This window comes from Streptomyces olivochromogenes (assembly GCF_021538895.1).
Lineage (GTDB): Bacteria > Actinomycetota > Actinomycetes > Streptomycetales > Streptomycetaceae > Streptomyces > Streptomyces olivochromogenes_A.
This window is the reverse complement of record NZ_JADDRL010000002.1, coordinates 103,853-122,945: the sequence shown is the minus strand read 5'-3', so window position 1 is coordinate 122,945 and position 19,093 is coordinate 103,853. Positions and strand designations below refer to the sequence as shown.

16 protein-coding genes and 1 tRNA gene are annotated in these 19,093 nt (G+C 68.9%); 10 read left to right on the top strand and 7 right to left on the bottom strand.

All coding sequences use genetic code 11. From position 1 onward, the window contains the following. Positions 1-6: 6 nt before the first annotated feature. Positions 7-459: an NUDIX domain-containing protein gene (locus IPZ69_RS01640; protein WP_235451797.1), complete on the bottom strand. Its 453-nt coding sequence runs from the start codon at positions 457-459 to the stop codon at positions 7-9. Between the two features lie 251 nt (positions 460-710). Between IPZ69_RS01640 and IPZ69_RS01635 the strand changes: the two genes are divergently transcribed. Both IPZ69_RS01635 and IPZ69_RS01630 read left to right on the top strand, forming a co-directional pair. After that, positions 711-3,338, top strand: coding sequence for an AAA family ATPase (locus IPZ69_RS01635; RefSeq protein ID WP_235451796.1), 2,628 nt, complete (start codon positions 711-713; stop codon positions 3,336-3,338). A 153-nt stretch (positions 3,339-3,491) separates the two neighbouring features. After that, the gene (locus tag IPZ69_RS01630; RefSeq protein ID WP_235451795.1) at positions 3,492-4,124 is read left to right on the top strand and encodes a hypothetical protein; all 633 of its coding nucleotides are present in this window, start codon (positions 3,492-3,494) and stop codon (positions 4,122-4,124) included. Between the two features lie 214 nt (positions 4,125-4,338). On the opposite strand, the gene IPZ69_RS01625 is transcribed toward IPZ69_RS01630, so the two are convergent. Then, positions 4,339-4,650: a helix-turn-helix domain-containing protein gene (locus IPZ69_RS01625; RefSeq protein ID WP_235451794.1), complete on the bottom strand. Its 312-nt coding sequence runs from the start codon at positions 4,648-4,650 to the stop codon at positions 4,339-4,341. A gap of 111 nt (positions 4,651-4,761) precedes the next feature. Here IPZ69_RS01625 and IPZ69_RS01620 point away from each other — a divergent pair, with 111 nt between their 5' ends. Both IPZ69_RS01620 and IPZ69_RS01615 read left to right on the top strand, forming a co-directional pair. Then, positions 4,762-5,673, top strand: a complete 912-nt coding sequence (locus IPZ69_RS01620) for a hypothetical protein (RefSeq protein WP_235451793.1) — start codon at positions 4,762-4,764, stop codon at positions 5,671-5,673. Between the two features lie 2 nt (positions 5,674-5,675). After that, positions 5,676-7,436 carry a hypothetical protein gene (locus tag IPZ69_RS01615; RefSeq protein WP_235451792.1) on the top strand — a complete coding sequence of 587 codons (1,761 nt, stop codon included), beginning with the start codon at positions 5,676-5,678 and terminating at the stop codon, positions 7,434-7,436. 199 nt (positions 7,437-7,635) lie between these two features. Here the strand turns inward: IPZ69_RS01615 and IPZ69_RS01610 are convergent. Beyond that, positions 7,636-7,722 (bottom strand) — tRNA-Leu (locus IPZ69_RS01610). Positions 7,723-8,126: 404 nt separating this feature from the next. Here IPZ69_RS01610 and IPZ69_RS01605 point away from each other — a divergent pair. The 6 genes from IPZ69_RS01605 (at position 8,127) to pknB (ending at position 16,305) form a co-directional block, all read left to right on the top strand. After that, positions 8,127-8,981: an FhaA domain-containing protein gene (locus IPZ69_RS01605; protein WP_235451791.1), complete on the top strand. Its 855-nt coding sequence runs from the start codon at positions 8,127-8,129 to the stop codon at positions 8,979-8,981. Between the two features lie 10 nt (positions 8,982-8,991). Beyond that, the gene (locus tag IPZ69_RS01600; protein WP_235451790.1) at positions 8,992-9,513 is read left to right on the top strand and encodes an FHA domain-containing protein FhaB/FipA; all 522 of its coding nucleotides are present in this window, start codon (positions 8,992-8,994) and stop codon (positions 9,511-9,513) included. A gap of 90 nt (positions 9,514-9,603) precedes the next feature. Next, positions 9,604-11,193: a Stp1/IreP family PP2C-type Ser/Thr phosphatase gene (locus tag IPZ69_RS01595; RefSeq protein ID WP_235451863.1), complete on the top strand. Its 1,590-nt coding sequence runs from the start codon at positions 9,604-9,606 to the stop codon at positions 11,191-11,193. 27 nt (positions 11,194-11,220) lie between these two features. Continuing rightward, a complete protein-coding gene (locus IPZ69_RS01590) occupies positions 11,221-12,660 on the top strand; it encodes an FtsW/RodA/SpoVE family cell cycle protein (RefSeq protein WP_235451789.1) in 1,440 nt (479 codons plus the stop codon). After that, complete coding sequence (locus IPZ69_RS01585) at positions 12,657-14,141, top strand: peptidoglycan D,D-transpeptidase FtsI family protein (protein ID WP_235451788.1); 1,485 nt, start codon at positions 12,657-12,659, stop codon at positions 14,139-14,141. Before IPZ69_RS01590 ends, IPZ69_RS01585 begins: the two co-directional genes overlap by 4 nt. Before the next feature lie 169 nt (positions 14,142-14,310). Next, positions 14,311-16,305 carry a Stk1 family PASTA domain-containing Ser/Thr kinase gene (gene pknB, locus IPZ69_RS01580; protein ID WP_235451787.1) on the top strand — a complete coding sequence of 665 codons (1,995 nt, stop codon included), beginning with the start codon at positions 14,311-14,313 and terminating at the stop codon, positions 16,303-16,305. 108 nt (positions 16,306-16,413) lie between these two features. On the opposite strand, the gene IPZ69_RS01575 is transcribed toward pknB, so the two are convergent. The 4 genes from IPZ69_RS01575 to IPZ69_RS01560 are packed head-to-tail and all read right to left on the bottom strand — an operon-like array spanning position 16,414 to position 19,088. After that, positions 16,414-17,157, bottom strand: coding sequence for a class E sortase (locus IPZ69_RS01575; protein ID WP_235451786.1), 744 nt, complete (start codon positions 17,155-17,157; stop codon positions 16,414-16,416). A 13-nt stretch (positions 17,158-17,170) separates the two neighbouring features. Next, positions 17,171-18,259, bottom strand: a complete 1,089-nt coding sequence (locus IPZ69_RS01570; RefSeq protein WP_235451785.1) for a class E sortase — start codon at positions 18,257-18,259, stop codon at positions 17,171-17,173. Next, positions 18,256-18,894 (bottom strand): aminodeoxychorismate/anthranilate synthase component II, encoded by a 639-nt coding sequence (locus tag IPZ69_RS01565; protein WP_235451784.1) that lies wholly within the window; start codon positions 18,892-18,894, stop codon positions 18,256-18,258. Before IPZ69_RS01565 ends, IPZ69_RS01570 begins: the two co-directional genes overlap by 4 nt. After that, positions 18,891-19,088, bottom strand: a complete 198-nt coding sequence (locus IPZ69_RS01560; protein WP_235451783.1) for a hypothetical protein — start codon at positions 19,086-19,088, stop codon at positions 18,891-18,893. The genes IPZ69_RS01565 and IPZ69_RS01560 overlap by 4 nt, the downstream gene beginning before the upstream one ends. Between the last annotated feature and the right edge of the window lie 5 nt (positions 19,089-19,093).

The window sequence follows — 19,093 nt, the reverse complement described above, 5'->3', positions numbered from 1 at the left end:
CGGGTCTCATTCGAGCGAGACCTCACCGTCGGGCAGCCAGCCCTCCCAATAGCCGTCCATGAGCAGCGGCAGCGTGTCCGGCTCCACCCGCACTCCTGCGTCCCGCAGTTGGGCCGTGCTCCACCAGCGCGCATCCGCGCCGAAGAGGACACGCACGTCCTCCAACCAGGCCTCGGAGGCAGGTCCGGCCAGTACGACGTACTCGACGCGTTGCCGCCCGCCGACGGCCGGAAGGACCCCGACCACCGGTGCGATCCGCAGACAGGGCAGGCCGGTCTCCCACCGCAGGTAGCGCACCGCGGTCCGGCGGTAGGGCTCGCCCGCACGCACGGGCACGGCTGGCACCGACCAGGCGTCCCCGCAGTGGAGTTGAGCGGGCGACAGCAGGAAGCGGTGTTCCGCCCGGTCGATGACGACGGGACGGACGACTGCGGCAGGAGCAGGAATGGAACGGGGCACGTATGTCACCCTGCATTCATGCCATTGGAATAGCACCCTGAAGTGTTCCATTCGGGTGCAGCGGGCAAGATCCGCCCTGTGCCATCCAGTGGATTAGATGCGATGTGCGTGCGGGAGCGCCTCCGCATCCAGTTCACTGGATATAGAGACCGGTCGGACCGAGCGGTGCCGGACAGGCCCATGCGCGGTGTGAACGCACAGGGCCAGCCCGAGACCGCTCGGCTCGGCCCTGTGCGGATGTCGAGGAGCGGATGGATGCGCTGTGGCCCGACCGGCTGAGCCTGGGAGACCAGGTCCGGTTCGACGGGCAGGTGTGCACGGTGACCGGCGTGTGCGGCGGGCGCGTCGCGCTGCTGGACAACCTCGGCGCCACCGAGCACGTCGACGTTGTCTCACTGCTGGCCTCGGAGGACTTCGCGTTCCTGGGGCAGGGCACAGGACCTCCGGAGCAGTCGGCGCCGCCCCTGCCGGAGGCGGCGCTGGAACGGGTCCACTGGTGGCGGCAGCACGTCACCGAGGTGATGACCGGTGTGCCGCACGACGCCCCGCCCGGCACCAAGCCGCTCCCGGCCTACGACCCGTCACGCCACACGCTGGCCGAGCGGGAAGAAGCCAAAGCAAGGGAGTTGGCCGACCTGGGCGTGCGCGGGGCTTCCTCGCGGACGGTGCAGCGCAAGCGGCAGCGTTATCAGCAGCAGGGACTGGCAGGCCTCGCCGATGGCCGGGCCGGGCGGTACGTGACCGACGAAGCCCAGCTGGATCCCCGGGTACGGACGACGGTCTGGGAGGTGCTCGCCACGCAACGGCCAGGAGACCCCCCGACGGCCAGGCATCTACACGATCAGGTGCTGGCCCGGCTGGCCGGGCCCATCGCGGCGGGCGAGCTGCCCAGGCCTTCCCGGGCCGCCGTCCGGCGGCTCGCCGTCGAGATGCTTGTCAGCGAAGGGAAGACGCGGCTCCGCCGGGGGAACGATGTGGCCGTGGGCGAGCGCGTTCATCTGGACACGGTCGAGCTGCCCCTGCCATCCGGCGGGGCAGACCCAAAGGAACGTCTCCGTCTGCTGGTCGCTCTGGACGAGGCGACCAGGCTCGTACTGGCGGCCGTCGTCCACAACGGGCACCGGCCGCCGCTGCACACGACGCTGCTTGCCCGGATGTGCTCGCCCCCGGACGTGTACGACGACTGGGGCGCCGTCCTGTCCGGACGGCTCCACGGCACGGAGCGGCGACACACGTCCTCTCTGATCGTCCGCCCGGCCAGCCTCGTCGCCGACGAGTCCAACGCTCCCGGCCTGCGGACACTGCGCGAAGCCTGCGCCCAACTGGGCATCCACGTGCGGTACGCGCAGCGTGTGCGGCCGACGGACCGCCAAGCTGTGGAGCGCACACTGGACCACTTCGCGTCCTTGTTCACCGACCATCTGCTGTCCACCTCCGGGCGGGCCGCGCACGAGGCCGGATGGCCGCTCGAGATGGTGCAAGACCTGCTCGACGCGTGGGTGACCCGTATTTGGCCGGACGCCCCCGTGCCCACCTCACCCGCAGGCGGAACGCACACGCCACGGACCCGTCACGAGACGCTGACCGCTTCAGCGGGATGGACACCGACGCCGTTTCCCCCGCAGGTTTTCCCGGCACTTCTTAACGTGTCCTGGAGAGTGGTCGGGCCCCAGGGGTTGCGGCTCGGCGGGCACACCTACAACGCCCCGGCCCTGGACCCACTGCGTTCCTCGGTGTCGCCCAGCGGAGGCCGCAGGTCCTTCGAGGTGCGCTGGGACCCGTACGACCTCCGCCGCGTGTGGCTGCGGTCCGCGGACGACGAGTGGATCACGGTTACCGCCATCTCTCCTGCTGCCCGGCCCGCCATCCAGACCATCCTGCATCACGCGCCGCTCGAACACACGGAGGTCTACGCCGCCACCGCCCGGCGGCAGCCGGACACGGCCGCCGACGAGAGCGCGCCCGGCCCCGTCTCGTGGGCTATGCCGTCCTGTCGTGACTGGGCGGTCTCCCCATTTTCGGACCTGGAGACCTGCTCACGCGCAGTACCGGACCATGTTCGCGTGGCCTATCACGCCAGGCTCCCGCTGCGCGTGCCGGGCGTCGTGTCCGCCGCTCAGCGGATCGAGGAGTTGCTGGACCTCAACCGGTACGGGGCAGGCGCCCGTCACGGAGTGCTGCTGCACGGGGTGTCCGGTACCGGCAAGACTACGGCCCTGCTGGAAGCAGCCCGCCGCTACACCGCCCAACTGCCTGGGAGCCCCTCGGAGGAACCAGGCGACTCCAGCATGCCGGTGATCTATGTCCGGCTGCCGCCTGCTACCTCGCCGCGGCTGCTTCTGGCCGAACTGGCGCGGAGTCTCGGCATCCCGCTGCGCGGCTCACCCACGACCGCCGACCTGGCGGTCCGGGTGAGCGAGGCGATGGCAGCCGCGCACACAAGCCTTGTCCTCATCGACGAGATCCAGCAACTTCGCAGTCCAGGCTGGTCGGACACGGCCGTGGCCGAGACTCTGGACTACCTGTGCGACCGCATCCCGGCGACGTTCGTCTTCGCCGGGATCGGCAGCCCCACATCTCTCGCCACAACGGTGACGTACACGCCGCACCGCCGGCTTCTGTCGGTACGCCTGGACCTCGTCCCCGAAGGCGAGATCTGGCAGGACGTCATCAGCCGGGCCGAGCACGCTCTGCGTCTGCATGCACACGAGCCTGGCACCCTGACCGCCCAGGCGAGCCTTCTCCACCAGCGCACCGGCGGCAACGTGGGCCAACTGGCTCTCCTCTTGCGCGCCGGAGCCGTCCGTGCCATTCACGAAGGCACCGAACAGCTGACAATTTCGTTGCTTTGCGAGCTGCCCCTTCCCAGGCGCGAGTAAAGCCTACTCCGAGACTCAAATATCCATACACAAAAGCGAATCATGAACATGCAGACGATAAAGAAGCGCTCTATAAGGCTTGCAGCCACCAAAAAGCCAACTGGTCCCCTAAAGGCCAGACAGCCAAGTGGCTTTGCCTCTACCGTGGTCCGCATGACGTACCAGGAGACTTTCCCAAGTCCCCCGGCTGACCTCGGGGACGAAGCGGAGCGTGCGGTCCGTCAGTACGACGCCCTGATCGAGAAATCCCAAGCGGCCATCGAAACGCTGAACGCGGCGCTGCGCGAGGAAACCGAGAAGTGCGAGGCGCTGATCGCTCACCGCGATGAGGCACAAGGCCTGGTGGGGATGCAGTTGCGCTTGTGGGCCATGCACGAACGCGCCAGAGAGCACGGTATCTGCACCGCCCAGGCCGCCCCTTCAGTGACGCTGCGCATCGTCCCGAACCCGCAGCTCCGGGAACCATCCGTATCGGACAGGAAGCCGCCCGCGCCTACCGAACCCGCTCCAACGCCAGCGGACGCGGGACCGCCATCAGCCGAGATCATCATCCGCAGCAAGAAACAGCAGGAAATCCTGAACATCATCGCCTCCCGCCTCGACATCGCCTGGGGCAGTGAGGACATCGCGAAAATCCTGGGCATCCCCAAAGAGGACCCTCGAGGGCGCAAGCGCCTGCGCAACTTCCTGCGGGCCCTGACCCTGGTCGGCGCCGTGGAGCGCATCACGCGCGAGGACGATCGGCACGTCTACTACCGCCCGCGTATGAACTGGAAGTTTGAATAGCTCAAGCCATTCCGCCCGCGACAAGCCATCCACGCAGCACTACTGCAGAATTGACCGCCGCCGCATAAAGCGATCCAGGTTGCCTCCTGGATCCGCGGCGACGGTCGTGACCAGCTACGGCCGTTTCCGACACTACCCGGCTCCGCCTGGGGGTGTCCGGCATTCGGCCATATTCCCCTGCCTCTTTCCCGAGGAGCCGAATGCTCATGCGAATTCACTGCGGAGGATTGCCCGGCTCGCGGCCGGGCCAGAGGTCCACCTCCAGCGCCTTCTCCAGGTTCGCGATCGTCAGAAGGTCGCACCACACCGCGCCGTCGAGCACCTGCACGATCGTCATCCGGGACACCCCGGTGCGCCGGGACACCTCGGCGACCGACCAGCCGTTGGCGTCGATCACCCGGCGCAGCCGGGCTGCCACCTCCTGCGCCACCCAGGCCCCATGGTGGCCACCGAGCACAGCGTGCGGCCAGATGCCCTCGACCACGTACGTGAGGGGCTTGAGTCGTCGCTTGTCTCCCTGGGGCACGTCGAAGAGTGTCGCCCATCCGGCCCTCCAGGCATGACAGTGTCCGCCACCTCCACGTCATGCTATTGGAATAGCACCCCTCCCGGGGTCTTTTCCTGGTGGAGAGTCACGATGGACGCGATCGAGCGCTACCGGCCTCAGTTTTCCGGCCCCATCTGGGACCGCGTCGGCCCCGACTGCCGCCGCGCGGTGGCCAAGGCCAAGCCGGCCACGCCGAAGGAGGCCCGCGACTGGCTCGGTGCCCTCGCGCACGCCGCCGCGCACGCGGACGCCTCCGGGCGTCCCACGAAGGCAGAGCACCTGCTCACCGCGGAGGCGATCGAGTGGTACCTAGCCACCGGCTGCCTGCACCTGGAGGAATCCTCCCGCTCCAACCGCCGCTGCCGCCTCAACAAACTCCGCCGCGCCCTGCTCGGCCCTGACCTGATCACCGGCAACCCGGCCGCATACTCCGGCTCGGACGCCTCCCGCCCGTACCCGAAGCCGGAACAGGCCCAGTTGTACGCCTCAGCCCGCGCCCAGCCCACCGACGAGCTGCGGTACGGCCTGCTGACATTGCTTGCCCTCGGCTTCGGCTGCGCCCTGGACTCACCCGAGATCATCCCGCTACGCACCCACGACGTACGTGAGGCACCCAACGGAGCGGTGGCCGTCGCCGTCCGCGGACCGCGCGCCCGCGTGGTGCTGTGCCGTACCGCCTGGGCCCCGGTCCTCACCGAGGCCACCGCCTGGGCCTCCCGGCCCGGCCAGGCCCGCTACCTCTTCCGTCCGAGCAGTCACACCCGCGGCACCAACACCGTCACCAACTTCCTCGCCCGCACCAAGAAGCCGCCCGGAATGCCGCCCCTGGTCATAGGCCGGGCCCGGGCCACCTGGCTCGTCGACGCCATCGAGGCCCGCATGCACCTGCCCACCCTGATGGCCGCCGCAGGCCTGGCCACCCTGCGCTCCATCGACCGGGTCCTGCCGCACGTCCGCAACCTCTCGCCCGACCAGGCCGCCGCCGCGCTCAAGGAGTTCTGACCATGACCAGCCGCCTCGCACGCCACACCCGTATCGCTCGCCTGCGCTCCCAGCGCGCACTCGTTCCCGACCTCGAAGCTGCCGAGATCCGCGACGAAGTGACCGGCTCCGGCCTGATCGAGGAGATCGAGCCGCTCGTTGCACGCCGCACCGGCTGCCCCTGCAAGCTCCCTGTCGAGGCCCTGCTGGTCGGCATGAGCCTGGCCTCCGCCCGCAACGGCGGCGTCGTCACCTTCACTGCGGTCACCGACCTGCTGTTCTTCTCCCTCTCCGAGCCAATGCGCGAGCAGCTCGGCCTACGCCGCTACCCCGACCACGACCGCGGCTTCGAAGCCGCCTACGCCACCGTCCGCCGCCGCCTGCACAGCATCCTCGGAGCGATCGATCCGTCCCCCCTCCCCAAAAACCACCGCCTGGCCCGCCGTCATGCCGAGAAACTCCTGGCCAAAGCCAACTCTGACGAACTCGCCCGGAAACGCACTCTCATGGTCAAGCTGGCCAACCTGATCCTGGCCATGTCCCTGCGGGAGGCGATGCCGCTCCTGGAAGACCGCTGGAACGGCTCGGTCTGCGTCGACGCCACCGTCATCGGCACCTACGCCAAGGGGCTCGCTCCGAACAGCCCTGTCACCGCCACCGACCCCGACGCCGCCTGGTACGTGCGCACCACCAAGCACAAGGACCCCCTCGCCCTCGACAACCTCGCGCCCGACCGGCAGGACAAGAAGGGCGCCAGGCTCCAGAGGAAGGCGGAACGCATCAAGAAGAGCCTGTTCGGCTACGACGCCTCCCTCGTCATCGCCCGCGACCCCAGCCACAACGGCGTCCCCCTGCCTGACGGCTCCGCCGACCCCGACGTCGTCCCGGCCCTGGTCATCGCCTTCTCCGTCGACAAGCCCAGCCACCGCCCCGGCCACGTCGCCGTCGAGGCTCTCCAGCAGATCGACGACAGCCTCCCGCGCGGCTACCTGGCGGGCGACCGCGCCTACAACGACCAGAAGCCGGAGAACTTCCAGCTCCCCATCCGCGCCATGGGCTACGAGCCTGTCTACGACTACGCGAAGGACCAGCTCGGCCTCCAGGCTGGCTTCGCCGGCGCCGAACTCGTCGAGGGCAACTGGTACTGCCCGTCCATGCCCCAGGAGCTCAAGGAAGCCACCAAGGACCTGATCAACGAGAAGATCGACAAGCAGACCTGGATCAACCGCATCCGCGCCCGAGCCGCCTACGTCTTCATGCCCAAGCAGCGCCCCGATGCCGAAGGCCACCGGCGCGTGATGTGCCCCGCCGAGGCCAACCGGACCCAATGCCCCCTCAAGGCCTACACCCTCGGCCGCGGCATCCACCTGCCCCTCGTCGACCCCGCTCCCAGCCCTGCGGGCTCACCTCCGTGCTGCAGCCAGAGGACCGTCACCGTCCCGCCGGAGGCAGGCGCCGGCCTCTGGCAGCCCCTCCAGTACGGCTCCGAAGCCTGGCAGCGGGTGTACTTCCGGCTACGCAACAGCGTCGAAGGCATCAACGGCTACGCCAAGGACCCCCTCTACGAGCGCCTCGAAGACGCCGGTACCCGCCGGATCCGCGGCATCGCCGCCCAGACCCTCCTGCTGGCCTTCCAGCTCGCACACGCCAACCGCCGCAAGCTCAGGGCCTGGGCCGACTCGATCGCCCTCCACGACGACCGACCGCGCCGCCGACCCACCCGCCGCCGCGAGACCAAGCCACTGGGCACATGGACTCCCAAGGGCTACGTCAACGAGCCCTAACCCCTGAGACCTTCCTCACAAGCCACCAGTAGCCCACCCTCGACGCAACCGAAGATCCACACCCGAAAACGGGACCGCCGACGGCCTCAGCCGTCGGCGGTCCACGTGTTTCTGGCCACACACAGCAGAACGGGCGGCATCGTGATCACGATGCCGCCCGTTCCGTCGGTGCAACCGGAGCACTTTCGTCGGTGCTCCATGGTGCGCGAGGGGGGAGTTGAACCCCCACGCCCTTGCGGGCACTGGAACCTGAATCCAGCGCGTCTGCCTATTCCGCCACCCGCGCATTGGGTGTGTCTTCCGGCTTGTCCCCGTTGGGGCGGCGCCTTCCGACATCGAGAACATTAGCACGGCCGACAGGGCGGGTTCACATCCCTTATGCCTGGCCGCAGGGCCCCCCGGACCGGCACCCTGGTGCATGTACCGAGCAGTGCTGGTTCACGTATCAACCTCGTACCGGTCACGGTCATCTCCCCAGGAGGCGGACCGGGTCCACAGTCAGGTGCGGGACACTGGTCATCGACCCCCTCTACGATCCTTGACGGGAGGAGTTCGAAGGGGAGCTCCTCGGGGAACCGGCTCATTGCCGGGCGCGTGGATACGATCAGTAAGCAGTACCAGGCAGAGCAGCACCGCACAGCAGCACCGCAGCAAGGCCCATCAGTACGGCAACGACGGAGGAGGTGCCCCATGGGAGTCCTGAAGAAGTTCGAGCAGCGTCTCGAAGGTCTGGTCAACGGCACCTTCGCCAAGGTGTTCAAGTCCGAGGTCCAGCCCGTCGAGATCGCCGGCGCGCTCCAGCGGGAGTGCGACAACAACGCGACCATCTGGAACCGCGAGCGCACCGTGGTCCCCAACGACTTCATCGTGGAGCTGAGCGCGCCGGACTTCGAGCGCCTCAGCCCCTACTCGGGCCAGCTCGGCGACGAGCTCGCCGGCATGGTGCGCGACTACGCGAAGCAGCAGCGCTACACCTTCATGGGCTCGATCAAGGTCAACCTGGAGAAGGCTGACGACCTGGACACGGGTCTGTACCGGGTTCGCAGCCGTACGCTCGCCTCCTCCACCAACCAGCAGGCCCCCTCCGCCGCCCCGCCCGGCCGGGGCGGCGCCCCGGGCGGCGGCTACGGCTACCCGCCGGCCGCGCCCGCCGCCGCGGCACCCCCGATGCCGTCCGCGCCGCCGCCCGGCGCTCGGCCCGGCGGCTACGGCTACCCGCAGCCCGCCGGTCAGCGCCCCGCGGCCGCACCGGCCGCCGGCGGCCGCACCCGCTACTGGATCGAGATCAACGGCGCCCGCCATCAGATCTCCCGCCCGACTCTGGTGCTGGGCCGCAGCACCGAAGCCGACGTGCGGATCGACGACCCCGGCGTCTCCCGCCGGCACTGTGAGATCCGGACCGGAACGCCCTCGACGATCCAGGATCTCGGGTCCACCAACGGCATCGTGGTGGACGGGCAGCACACCACCCGCGCTACGCTCCGCGACGGCTCGCGGATCGTCGTGGGCAGCAGCACCATCATTTACCGGCAAGCCGAAGGGTGAAGCGGGGGCAATGTCAGAGCTGACCCTCACGGTCATGCGGCTGGGTTTCCTGGCCGTACTGTGGCTGTTCGTGATCGTGGCCGTGCAGGTCATCCGCAGCGACCTGTTCGGTACGCGCGTCACCCAGCGCGGAGCGCGCAGGGAGGCGGCACGGCCGCAGCAGGCCGCCCGCCAGCAGCAGCAGTCCGCGCCCCCGCAGCAGCGTGGCCAGCAGGGCGGCGGCCGCCAGCGCCGCAACGCCCCCAGCAAGCTGGTCGTGAGCGAGGGCACCCTGACCGGCACCACCGTCGCGCTGCAGGGCCAGACCATCACCCTGGGCCGGGCGCACGACTCCACGATCGTGCTGGACGACGACTACGCCTCCAGCCGCCATGCCAGGATCTACCCGGACCGCGACGGCCAGTGGATCGTCGAGGATCTCGGCTCCACCAATGGCACGTACCTGGACCGGTCCCGGCTGACGACCCCCACACCGATCCCGCTGGGTGCGCCGATCCGCATCGGCAAGACAGTCATCGAGCTGCGGAAGTAGTACGACAATGAGCGAGCGGAGCGAGCACGCAGTGGCGGCCGGCACCCCGGGCCGCGGCGCGCTCCCGACCGGAGGGTGGGCACCGTGCGGATGTATCCGGAGCCGACTGGCGAGGTGCGCATGAGTCTGTCACTGCGCTTCGCCGCCGGATCGCACAAAGGCATGATCCGGGAGGGCAACGAGGACTCCGGCTACGCCGGTCCGCGGCTGCTCGCCATCGCCGACGGCATGGGCGGCCAGGCCGCGGGCGAGGTCGCCTCCTCCGAGGTGATCTCGACGCTCGTCACGCTCGACGACGACGTCCCCGGCTCGGACATCCTCACCTCCCTCGGCGCCGCCGTGCAGCGGGCGAACGACCAGCTGCGCGCCATGGTCGAGGAGGACCCGCAGCTGGAGGGCATGGGCACGACCCTGACCGCCCTGCTGTGGACCGGACAGCGGCTCGGCCTCGTCCACGTCGGCGACTCCCGCGCCTATCTGCTGCGCGACGGCGTGCTCACGCAGATCACGCAGGACCACACCTGGGTGCAGCGGCTCGTCGACGAGGGCCGGATCACCGAGGAAGAGGCCACCACGCACCCCCAGCGCTCCCTGCTGATGCGGGCGCTGGGCAGCGGCGACCACGTCGAGCCCGACCTGTCGATCCGCGAGGTCCGGGCCGGCGACCGCTATCTGATCTGCTCCGACGGCCTGTCCGGCGTCGTCTCCCACCAGACGATGGAGGAGACCCTCGCCAGCTACCAGGGCCCGCAGGAGACCGTGCAGGAGCTGATCCAGCTCGCGCTGCGCGGCGGCGGCCCCGACAACATCACGGTGATCATCGCCGACGTCCTCGACCTGGACACCGGTGACACCCTCGCCGGCCAGCTGTCCGACACCCCCGTGGTGGTCGGCGCGGTCGCCGAAAACCAGCACCACCTGCACGACAACGGCATCATGCAGACCCCGGCCGGCCGCGCCTCCCACCTCGGCCGCCAGGGCCACGGTCAGGGCGGCGGCGAGTTCGGCCCGCCCGGCAGCGGCGACACCACCGGCTACGTCCCGGCGGGCAGCTTCGGCGACTACTCCGACGAGGACTTCGTCAAGCCCCGCAAGGGCCGCAGGTGGCTGAAGAGATCCCTGTACGGCGGTCTCGCCCTCGCCGTCATCGGCGGCGGCCTGTACGGCGGCTACCGCTGGACGCAGACGCAGTACTACGTGGGCACCCAGGGCGAGCACGTCGCGCTGTACCGCGGCATCAGCCAGGATCTGGCCTGGGTGTCGCTGTCCAAGGTGGAGAAGGACCACCCCGAGATCGAACTCAAGTACCTGCCGCCCTACCAGCAGAAGCAGGTCAAGAACACGATCGCGGAGGGTGGCCTCGGCGACGCCCAGTCGAAGATCCAGGAGCTGTCGGTGCAGGCGTCCGCCTGCAAGAAGGAAGTCCAGCGCACCGCAGCCGAGAGCGACAAGAACGCCAAGACGGGCCAGGGCGAGGCCGGAGGCACCACGGGAACCACCCGTACCTCCCTCACGTCCAAGGCCTCGCCGACACCCAACTCGTCGGCCTCGAAGACGTCCCCGAAGCCCCCGTCCTCGAAGTCTCCGTCCTCGACCCCGTCCGCGACCGCGACTCCCAGCCCCGGCCCCACCCTCTCGGAGGATGAGCAGAAGGTCGTCTCGCTGTGCGGTAAGCAGTAGGCAAGCCGTGAGAGGCCCCGTCACACGATGAGCAGTACTACCAACACGTCGACGCACCACACGTCCACGATCGGTGCGATCGGAGCGCCGAGCCGGCGCAACACCGAGCTCGCGCTGCTGGTGTTCGCCGTGGTCATCCCGGTGTTCGCCTACGCCAACGTGGGCCTGGCCATCAACGACCAGGTGCCTGCCGGGCTGCTGGGGTACGGCCTCGGGCTCGGTCTGCTGGCCGGCGTCGCCCATCTCGCCGTACGGAAGTTCGCCCCGTACGCCGACCCGCTGCTGCTGCCGCTGGCCACCCTGCTCAACGGGCTCGGGCTCGTCGTCATCTGGCGCCTGGACCAGTCGAAGCTGTTGCAGTCACTGCCCAACTTCGCCCCGGCCGCGCCCCGCCAGCTGCTGTACACCGCGCTCGGCATCGCCATGTTCGCCGCGGTGCTGTTCTTCCTCAAGGACCACCGGGTCCTCCAGCGCTACACGTACATCTCGATGTTCGGCGCCCTGGTCCTGCTCATGCTGCCGCTGGTCCCGGGGCTCGGGGCCAACATCTACGGCGCCAAGATCTGGATCAACATCCCCGGCCTCGGCTCCCTGCAGCCGGGCGAGTTCGCGAAGATCGTCCTGGCCGTCTTCTTCGCCGGCTACCTGATGGTGAAGCGCGACGCACTGGCCCTCGCCAGCCGCCGCTTCATGGGCCTGTACCTGCCGCGCGGCCGCGACCTCGGCCCGATCCTGGTCGTCTGGGCGATCTCGATCCTCATCCTGGTCTTCGAGACCGACCTCGGTACGTCGCTGCTGTTCTTCGGAATGTTCGTCATCATGCTGTACGTCGCCACCGAGCGGACCAGCTGGATCGTCTTCGGTCTGCTGATGTCCGCGGTCGGCGCGGTCGGCGTGGCGAGCTTCGAGCCGCACGTCAAGAGTCGCGTCGACTCCTGGCTCGACCCGATGCGGGAGTTCACGCTCAGCCGCCAGGGCGTCGCCGGTCACTCCGAGCAGCTGCAGCAGGCGCTGTGGGCGTTCGGTTCCGGCGGCACCCTCGGCACCGGCTGGGGCCAGGGCCACTCGGACCTCATCCGGTTCGCCGCCAACTCCGACTTCATCCTCGCCACCTTCGGTGAGGAGCTCGGCCTGGCCGGCATCATGGCCATCCTGCTGATCTACGGCCTGATCGTGGAACGCGGCGTGCGCACCGCCCTCGCCGCCCGCGACCCGTTCGGCAAGCTGCTCGCCGTCGGCCTGTCCGGGGCCTTCGCCCTCCAGGTCTTCGTCGTGGCCGGCGGTGTGATGGGGCTTATCCCGCTGACCGGTATGACGATGCCGTTCGTGGCGTACGGCGGTTCCTCCGTGCTGGCCAACTGGGCGCTGATCGGCATCCTGATCCGGATCAGCGACACGGCCCGCCGCCCGGCGCCCGCCCCCGCCAGCAACCCCGACGCCGAGATGACCCAGGTGGTCCGCCCGTGAACAAGCCCCTGCGCCGGATCGCGATCTTCTGCGGTCTCCTGGTCCTCACGCTGCTCATCCGCGACAACTGGCTCCAGTACGTCAAGGCCGACAACCTCAGGGAAGACCCCAAGAACCGCCGAGTCACCATCGCCCGCTACTCCACCCCGCGCGGCGACATCGTCGTCGACGGCGACCCGATCACCGGGTCCACCGAGTCGAGCAAGACCGGCCTGAACGACCTGAAGTACAAGCGCACGTACAAGAACGGCCCCATGTGGTCCCCGGTCACCGGGTACGCCTCGCAGGCCTTCGGCGCCAACCAGCTGGAGTCCATCGAGGACGGCATCCTCACCGGCGACGACGACCGGCTCTTCTTCCGCAACACCCTCGACATGATCACCGGCAAGGAGCGGCAGGGCGGCAACATCGTCACGACCCTGAACGCCGCCGCGCAGAAGGCCGCGTACAACGGCCTGAAGGCCCAGGGCGGCAAGGGCGCGGCGGTCGCCATCGAGCCGTCCACCGGCAAGATCCTGGCGCTGGCCTCGTACCCGTCGTACGACCCGTCCGTCTTCGCCGGCAACAGCAACGACGACGCCAAGGCCTGGAAGGACCTGCAGAAGAAGTACAACCCCAACGACCCGATGCTGAACCGGGCGCTGCGCGAGACCTACCCGCCGGGCTCCACCTTCAAGGTGGTCACGGCCGCGGCCGCGCTGGAGAACGGGCTGTACAAGACGGCGGACGAGAACACGAAGTCCCCGCTGCCCTGGACCATGCCGGGCACCACGACCCAGCTGAAGAACGAGGGCAGCATCCCCTGCAAGAACGCGACCATGCGGATCGCGCTGCGCTACTCCTGCAACACCGTCTTCGGCAAGATCGGCGCCGACCTCGGCAACGACAAGATGCTGGCCGAGGCGAAGAAGTTCGGCTTCGACGCCGAGCAGTTCACCCCGATCCGCTCCAGCTCCTCGGTGTTCTCCGACGACATGAACCAGTCGCAGACCGCCCTGTCCTCGATCGGTCAGTACAACACCGCCGCGACCCCGCTCCAGATGGCCATGGTCGCCTCCGCGGTCGCCAACGGCGGCAAGCTGATGAAGCCGTACATGGTCGACAAGCTCCAGTCGTCGAACCTCGACACCCTCACGCAGACCGAGCCGCAGGAGCTCAGCCAGCCGCTGACCTCCGAGAACGCCCAGATCCTGCAGTCGATGATGGAGACGGTCGTCAAGGAGGGCACGGGCACCAAGGCCCAGATCAGCGGCGCCACCGTGGGTGGTAAGACCGGTACCGCCCAGCACGGTGTGGAGAACAGTGAGAATCCTTACGCGTGGTTCATCTCCTATGCCAGGCTTTCCGACGGCAGCGCACCGGTCGCCGTGGCCGTCGTGATCGAGGACGACCAGGCCAACCGTGACGACATCTCCGGTGGTGGCCTGGCCGCGCCGATCGCGAAGAGCGTGATGGAGGCGGTCATCAACGCCAAGAAGTGACCCCGCTCACGTCCCCTTCACATCGGTGCACGTTGCGATACCGGTCCTGTATCGGGTGACGGGCTTGGCCAGGTCACACAGAGCTAGCCGGGTACGGTAGGCCCGGACGGCAGCCTCCGGCCGCACAGACGTGACGGCCGGGACCGACGGAGAGGGCTGGTAGGTAGCTATGGAAGAGCCGCGTCGCCTCGGCGGCCGGTACGAGCTGGGCCAGGTGCTCGGACGTGGTGGCATGGCGGAGGTCTACCTCGCGCATGACACCCGCCTCGGCCGCACCGTGGCTGTGAAGACGCTGCGCGCGGACCTCGCGCGTGATCCGTCCTTCCAGGCCCGCTTCCGCCGGGAGGCCCAGTCGGCCGCCTCGCTCAACCATCCCGCGATCGTGGCGGTCTACGACACGGGCGAGGACTACATCGACGGGGTCTCGATCCCGTACATCGTGATGGAGTACGTCGACGGCTCCACGCTCCGTGAACTGCTTCACAGCGGCCGCAAGCTGCTGCCCGAGCGGGCCATGGAGATGACCATCGGCATCCTCCAAGGCCTGGAGTACGCCCACCGCAACGGCATCGTCCACCGCGACATCAAGCCGGCCAACGTCATGCTGACGCGCAACGGCCAGGTCAAGGTGATGGACTTCGGCATCGCCCGCGCCATGGGCGACTCCGGCATGACGATGACGCAGACGGCCGCGGTGATCGGCACGGCCCAGTACCTCTCGCCGGAGCAGGCGAAGGGCGAGCAGGTCGACGCCCGCTCGGACCTGTACTCGACGGGCTGCCTGCTCTACGAGCTGCTGACGGTGCGCCCGCCGTTCGTGGGCGACTCCCCCGTGGCCGTGGCCTACCAGCACGTCCGCGAGGAACCGCAGGCCCCGAGCGTCTTCGACCCCGAGATCACGACCGAGATGGACGCCATCGTCCTCAAGGCGCTGGTCAAGGACCCGAACTACCGCTACCAGTCCGCCGACGAGATGCGCCAGGACATCGAGGCCTGCCTCGACGGCCAGCCGGTCGCGGCGACGGCGGCGATGGGCTCCGTCGGCTACGGCGGCTACCCCGACGACCAGCCGACCACCGCGCTGCGCGCGGACGCGGCCGGCGGCGCCACGACCATGCTCCCGCCGATGAACCCCGACGACGGCAGCTATGGCTACGACGACCGCCCGGACCGCCGCCGTCAGAAGAAGTCCAACACCTCCACGATCCTCCTGGTGGTCGCGGGCGTCCTGGTCCTGGTCGGCGCGATCCTGATCGGGAAGTACGCGTTCAGCGGGAACAACGGGGGGGACAAGCCCTTCGCCGCTCCGAACTTCGTCGATCACACCGTGGACGACGCCAAGCGGATGGCCGAGAACGTCGACCTGAACGTCACGGTCACCCGCAAGCCCTGCGACAAGCAGCCGAAGAACACGGTCTGCTCGCAGGACCCGAGGCCGGGCAAGGACGTGAACAAGGGCGACACCGTCAAGCTGGTGGTGTCGACCGGGGCCCCCAAGGTCCTGGTTCCTGATGTGAAGGGTCTGACCTACGACAAGGCGGAGGCCCAGCTCAAGGCCAAGGGCTTCCAGGTCGAGAAGGACACGCAGGTCTCCGACCAGACCCCCGGCGTGGTCATCGGCCAGGACCCGGCGGGCGACACCGAGCGCGAGAAGGGCTCGACCATCACGCTCACCGTCGCCAAGGCCGAGGACAAGGCCACCGTCCCCAACGTGCTCGGCAGGTCCTGTGACGAGGCCAAGGCCCAGATGACGGCCAACAACCTGGTCGGCAACTGCGTCGAGGTCGAGCCCAGCGACGATTCCCAGATCGGCAAGGTCATCTCGACCGACCCGCAGGCGGGCACCCAGCTCGCCAAGAACACCCAGGTGACGATCAACGTCGGCAAGACCCAGCAGCAGCAGACGCAGGTGCCGAACGTCGTCGGTCAGACCGTGAAGAACGCGCGGAAGATCCTGCAGCAGTTCGGCTTCAACAACGTCCAGTTCGCCGACGGCAGCTCGCAGGACGACAACGCGCTGGTGAGCCAGCAGGACCCGGGCGCGGGCAACCCGGCCGACCCCGCCGGCACGACCGTCACGCTCACGACCGTGAGCTTCGGTGGCAACAACAACGGTGGCGGCAACAACGGCGGCACCAACATCTTCGGCGGCGTGGGCGGCTGACGCCCGGGCCTCACGGAAAGGCCCCGGTCCCCTCCTGGAGGGGGCCGGGGCCTTTTCGTCAGGGCTCAGATCCGGATCAGTTCGCTTCCGGATCGGCTCACGTCCGGGTCAGCGCAGTTCCTCCGGTGGTGTCCGCTTGCTGTCCACCTTGTCCACGCGGACCAGCTCGCCCCAGACGACGTAGCGGTAGCGGGACGTGTACACCGGCGTGCACGTCGTAAGCGTGATGTAGTGGCCCGGCTTCTTCTTGTCGGATTCCTTCGGGACCTGGGCGAGGACCTGGACGTTGTACTTCGAGGTCTCGGGGAGGACGTCGTAGACCTTGTAGACGTACCACTTGTCCCGCGTCTCGAAGATGATCGGGTCGCCCACCTCGACCTTGTCGATGTTGTGGAACTTGGCGCCGTGGCCGTCGCGGTGGGCGGCCAGGGTGAAGTTGCCCTTCTTGCCGGAGGTCGGGAGCGCGGACTTGATCGGCTCCGTGTAGTAGCCGGCCACACCGTCGTTCAGGATCTCCGTCGAGGTGCCCTTCTCGACCAGCACCTCGCCGTTCTTCATCGAGGGCACGTGCAGGAAGCCGATGCCGTCCTTGGTGTCCAGCGCGCCGGGACCGCTGTCGGCCCAGTCGTCGCGGACCTTGTCGGACTGCCGGTGCGCCGCGCGGTCGGCGACGACGTTCGTCCACCACAGGGAGTAGACGACGAACAGGCCGAGCACCAGGCCCGCCGTGATGAGGAGTTCACCGAAGACGCTGACCGCGGCGGCGATCCTGCCGGTGCCCCGGCGCCCCGGGGCCGGCCCCGAACCGCGCGCGGACGTCTGTTCTTCGGTGCCATCGGCGGTCGCTGCCACTGTTCATCTGCCCTTACTCGACGAGCGCATCCGGCTTGCCCTTGCTGCGCGGCCGTTCCTCGACCATCTTGCCCCAGACGATCAGCCGGTACTTGCTCGTGAACTCCGGCGTGCAGGTCGTCAGGGTGATGTAGCGACCCGGCGCGGTGAATCCCGACCCCCTGGGGACCGGGTCCAGCACGCTGGTGTTGCTCGGCGCCGTCACCGGCAGCATCGAGGTCATCTTGTAGACGTAGTACGTGTCCTGCGTCTCCACCACGACCGCGTCGCCCGGCTTGAGCCGGTTGATGTAGCGGAACGGTTCACCGTGCGTGTTGCGGTGCGCGGCCAGCCCGAAGTTGCCCGTCTTCGCCGAGGGCATCGCGGTCTTCAGCCTGCCCTCGCCGTAGTGGCCGACCATGCCCTTGTCGAGCACGTTCTTGTTGCTGACGCCCTCCGCTATCGGCGCCACCACGTCCAGCGCCGGAATGTGCAGGATGGCGAAACCCTGCCCCGGTTCGAAGACCCCGGGGGCCCGTTTCCCGCTCGCCCAGTCGTTCTCGAGGCTGCTCGTCTCCTTGCCCGCCTGCGCGTGCGCCCGCACGTTCGTCCACCACAGCTGGTAGGTGACGAACAGCAGCAGCAGCACACCGGTGGTGATGAAGACCTCGCCTATCGCCCGGCTGGCGAGCACCGCCGGGCTCGGCTTGCGCGCCCGCGCCTGCCGCCGGGCCTCCACCCGGGAGAGCGGCGCCTGGGACCGGGTCCCCCGCGCGGGCGTCTCCTGCGGGGACATCTCCCGCGCGCCGCCGCCGTGGCGTCCGCCGCGCCGCTTGGCGGCCTTTCTGCGGGCCGCTCGGCCGCCCGGTGTGACTCCGGTGGCGGATGGGACCGACGAGGCCCCAGAGGCGGCTCCAGCGGCCGTCATGGACGCATCGGCGCCCGGTGTCGGATCGGGGATCCGCAGGGCGACCGTCTCCTCGTCGATCGGCGCCTGGTACGGCTCCCCGTACACCGCCTCGGGCTCCCCCTGCCCGTACCAGTCCCCAAGCGCACCGGAAGCCCCGTACGACTGATCCCCGTACGAGGCATCGGTCTTGCGCTCCGGGCGCAGCGCGGTCACGCCGTGGCCCTGCCCACCACCGGGGCGAGCCCCGCCGACCTCGCCACCGCGTCCTGGTACCCGCACTCCACCAGCCAGTTGGCCAGCATCCGGTGGCCGTGCTCGGTCAGCACCGACTCGGGGTGGAACTGCACGCCCTCGACGAGTAGTTCGCGGTGACGCAGGCCCATGATGATGCCGTCGTGCGTACGGGCCGTGACTTCGAGCTCCGGCGGGACCGTGTCCGGCTCGGCGGCCAGCGAGTGGTAGCGCGTCGCCGTGAACGGCGACGGCAGCCCGGCGAAGACGCCCTTGCCCTCGTGCTCGACCAGCGAGGTCTTGCCGTGCAGCAGCTCCGGGGCGCGGTCCACCACACCGCCGTACGCCACCTGCATCGACTGCATGCCGAGGCAGACGCCGAAGACCGGGACACCGGTGTCGGCGCAGTGGCGGACCATGTCCACGCAGACGCCGGCGTGCTCCGGGGTGCCGGGGCCCGGCGACAGCAGCACGCCGTCGAAGCCGTCCTGGGCGTGCGCCGTCGACACCTCGTCGTTGCGCAGCACCTCGCACTCGGCGCCCAGCTGGTACAGGTACTGGACCAGGTTGAAGACGAAGCTGTCGTAGTTGTCGACGACGAGAATCCGCGCACTCACTGGTTGTCCACCGTCACATCGTTGAAGGGCAGCAGCGGTTCGGCCCACGGGAAGACGTACTGGAACAGGGCGTAGATCACGAACAGGACCAGCACGAGTGCGATCAGCGCCCTCACCCACACATTGCCCGGCAGATGCCGCCAGATCCAGCCGTACATGCCGTCCCTTCCGTCGTGCCACGGCACCTGACTCACGCCGT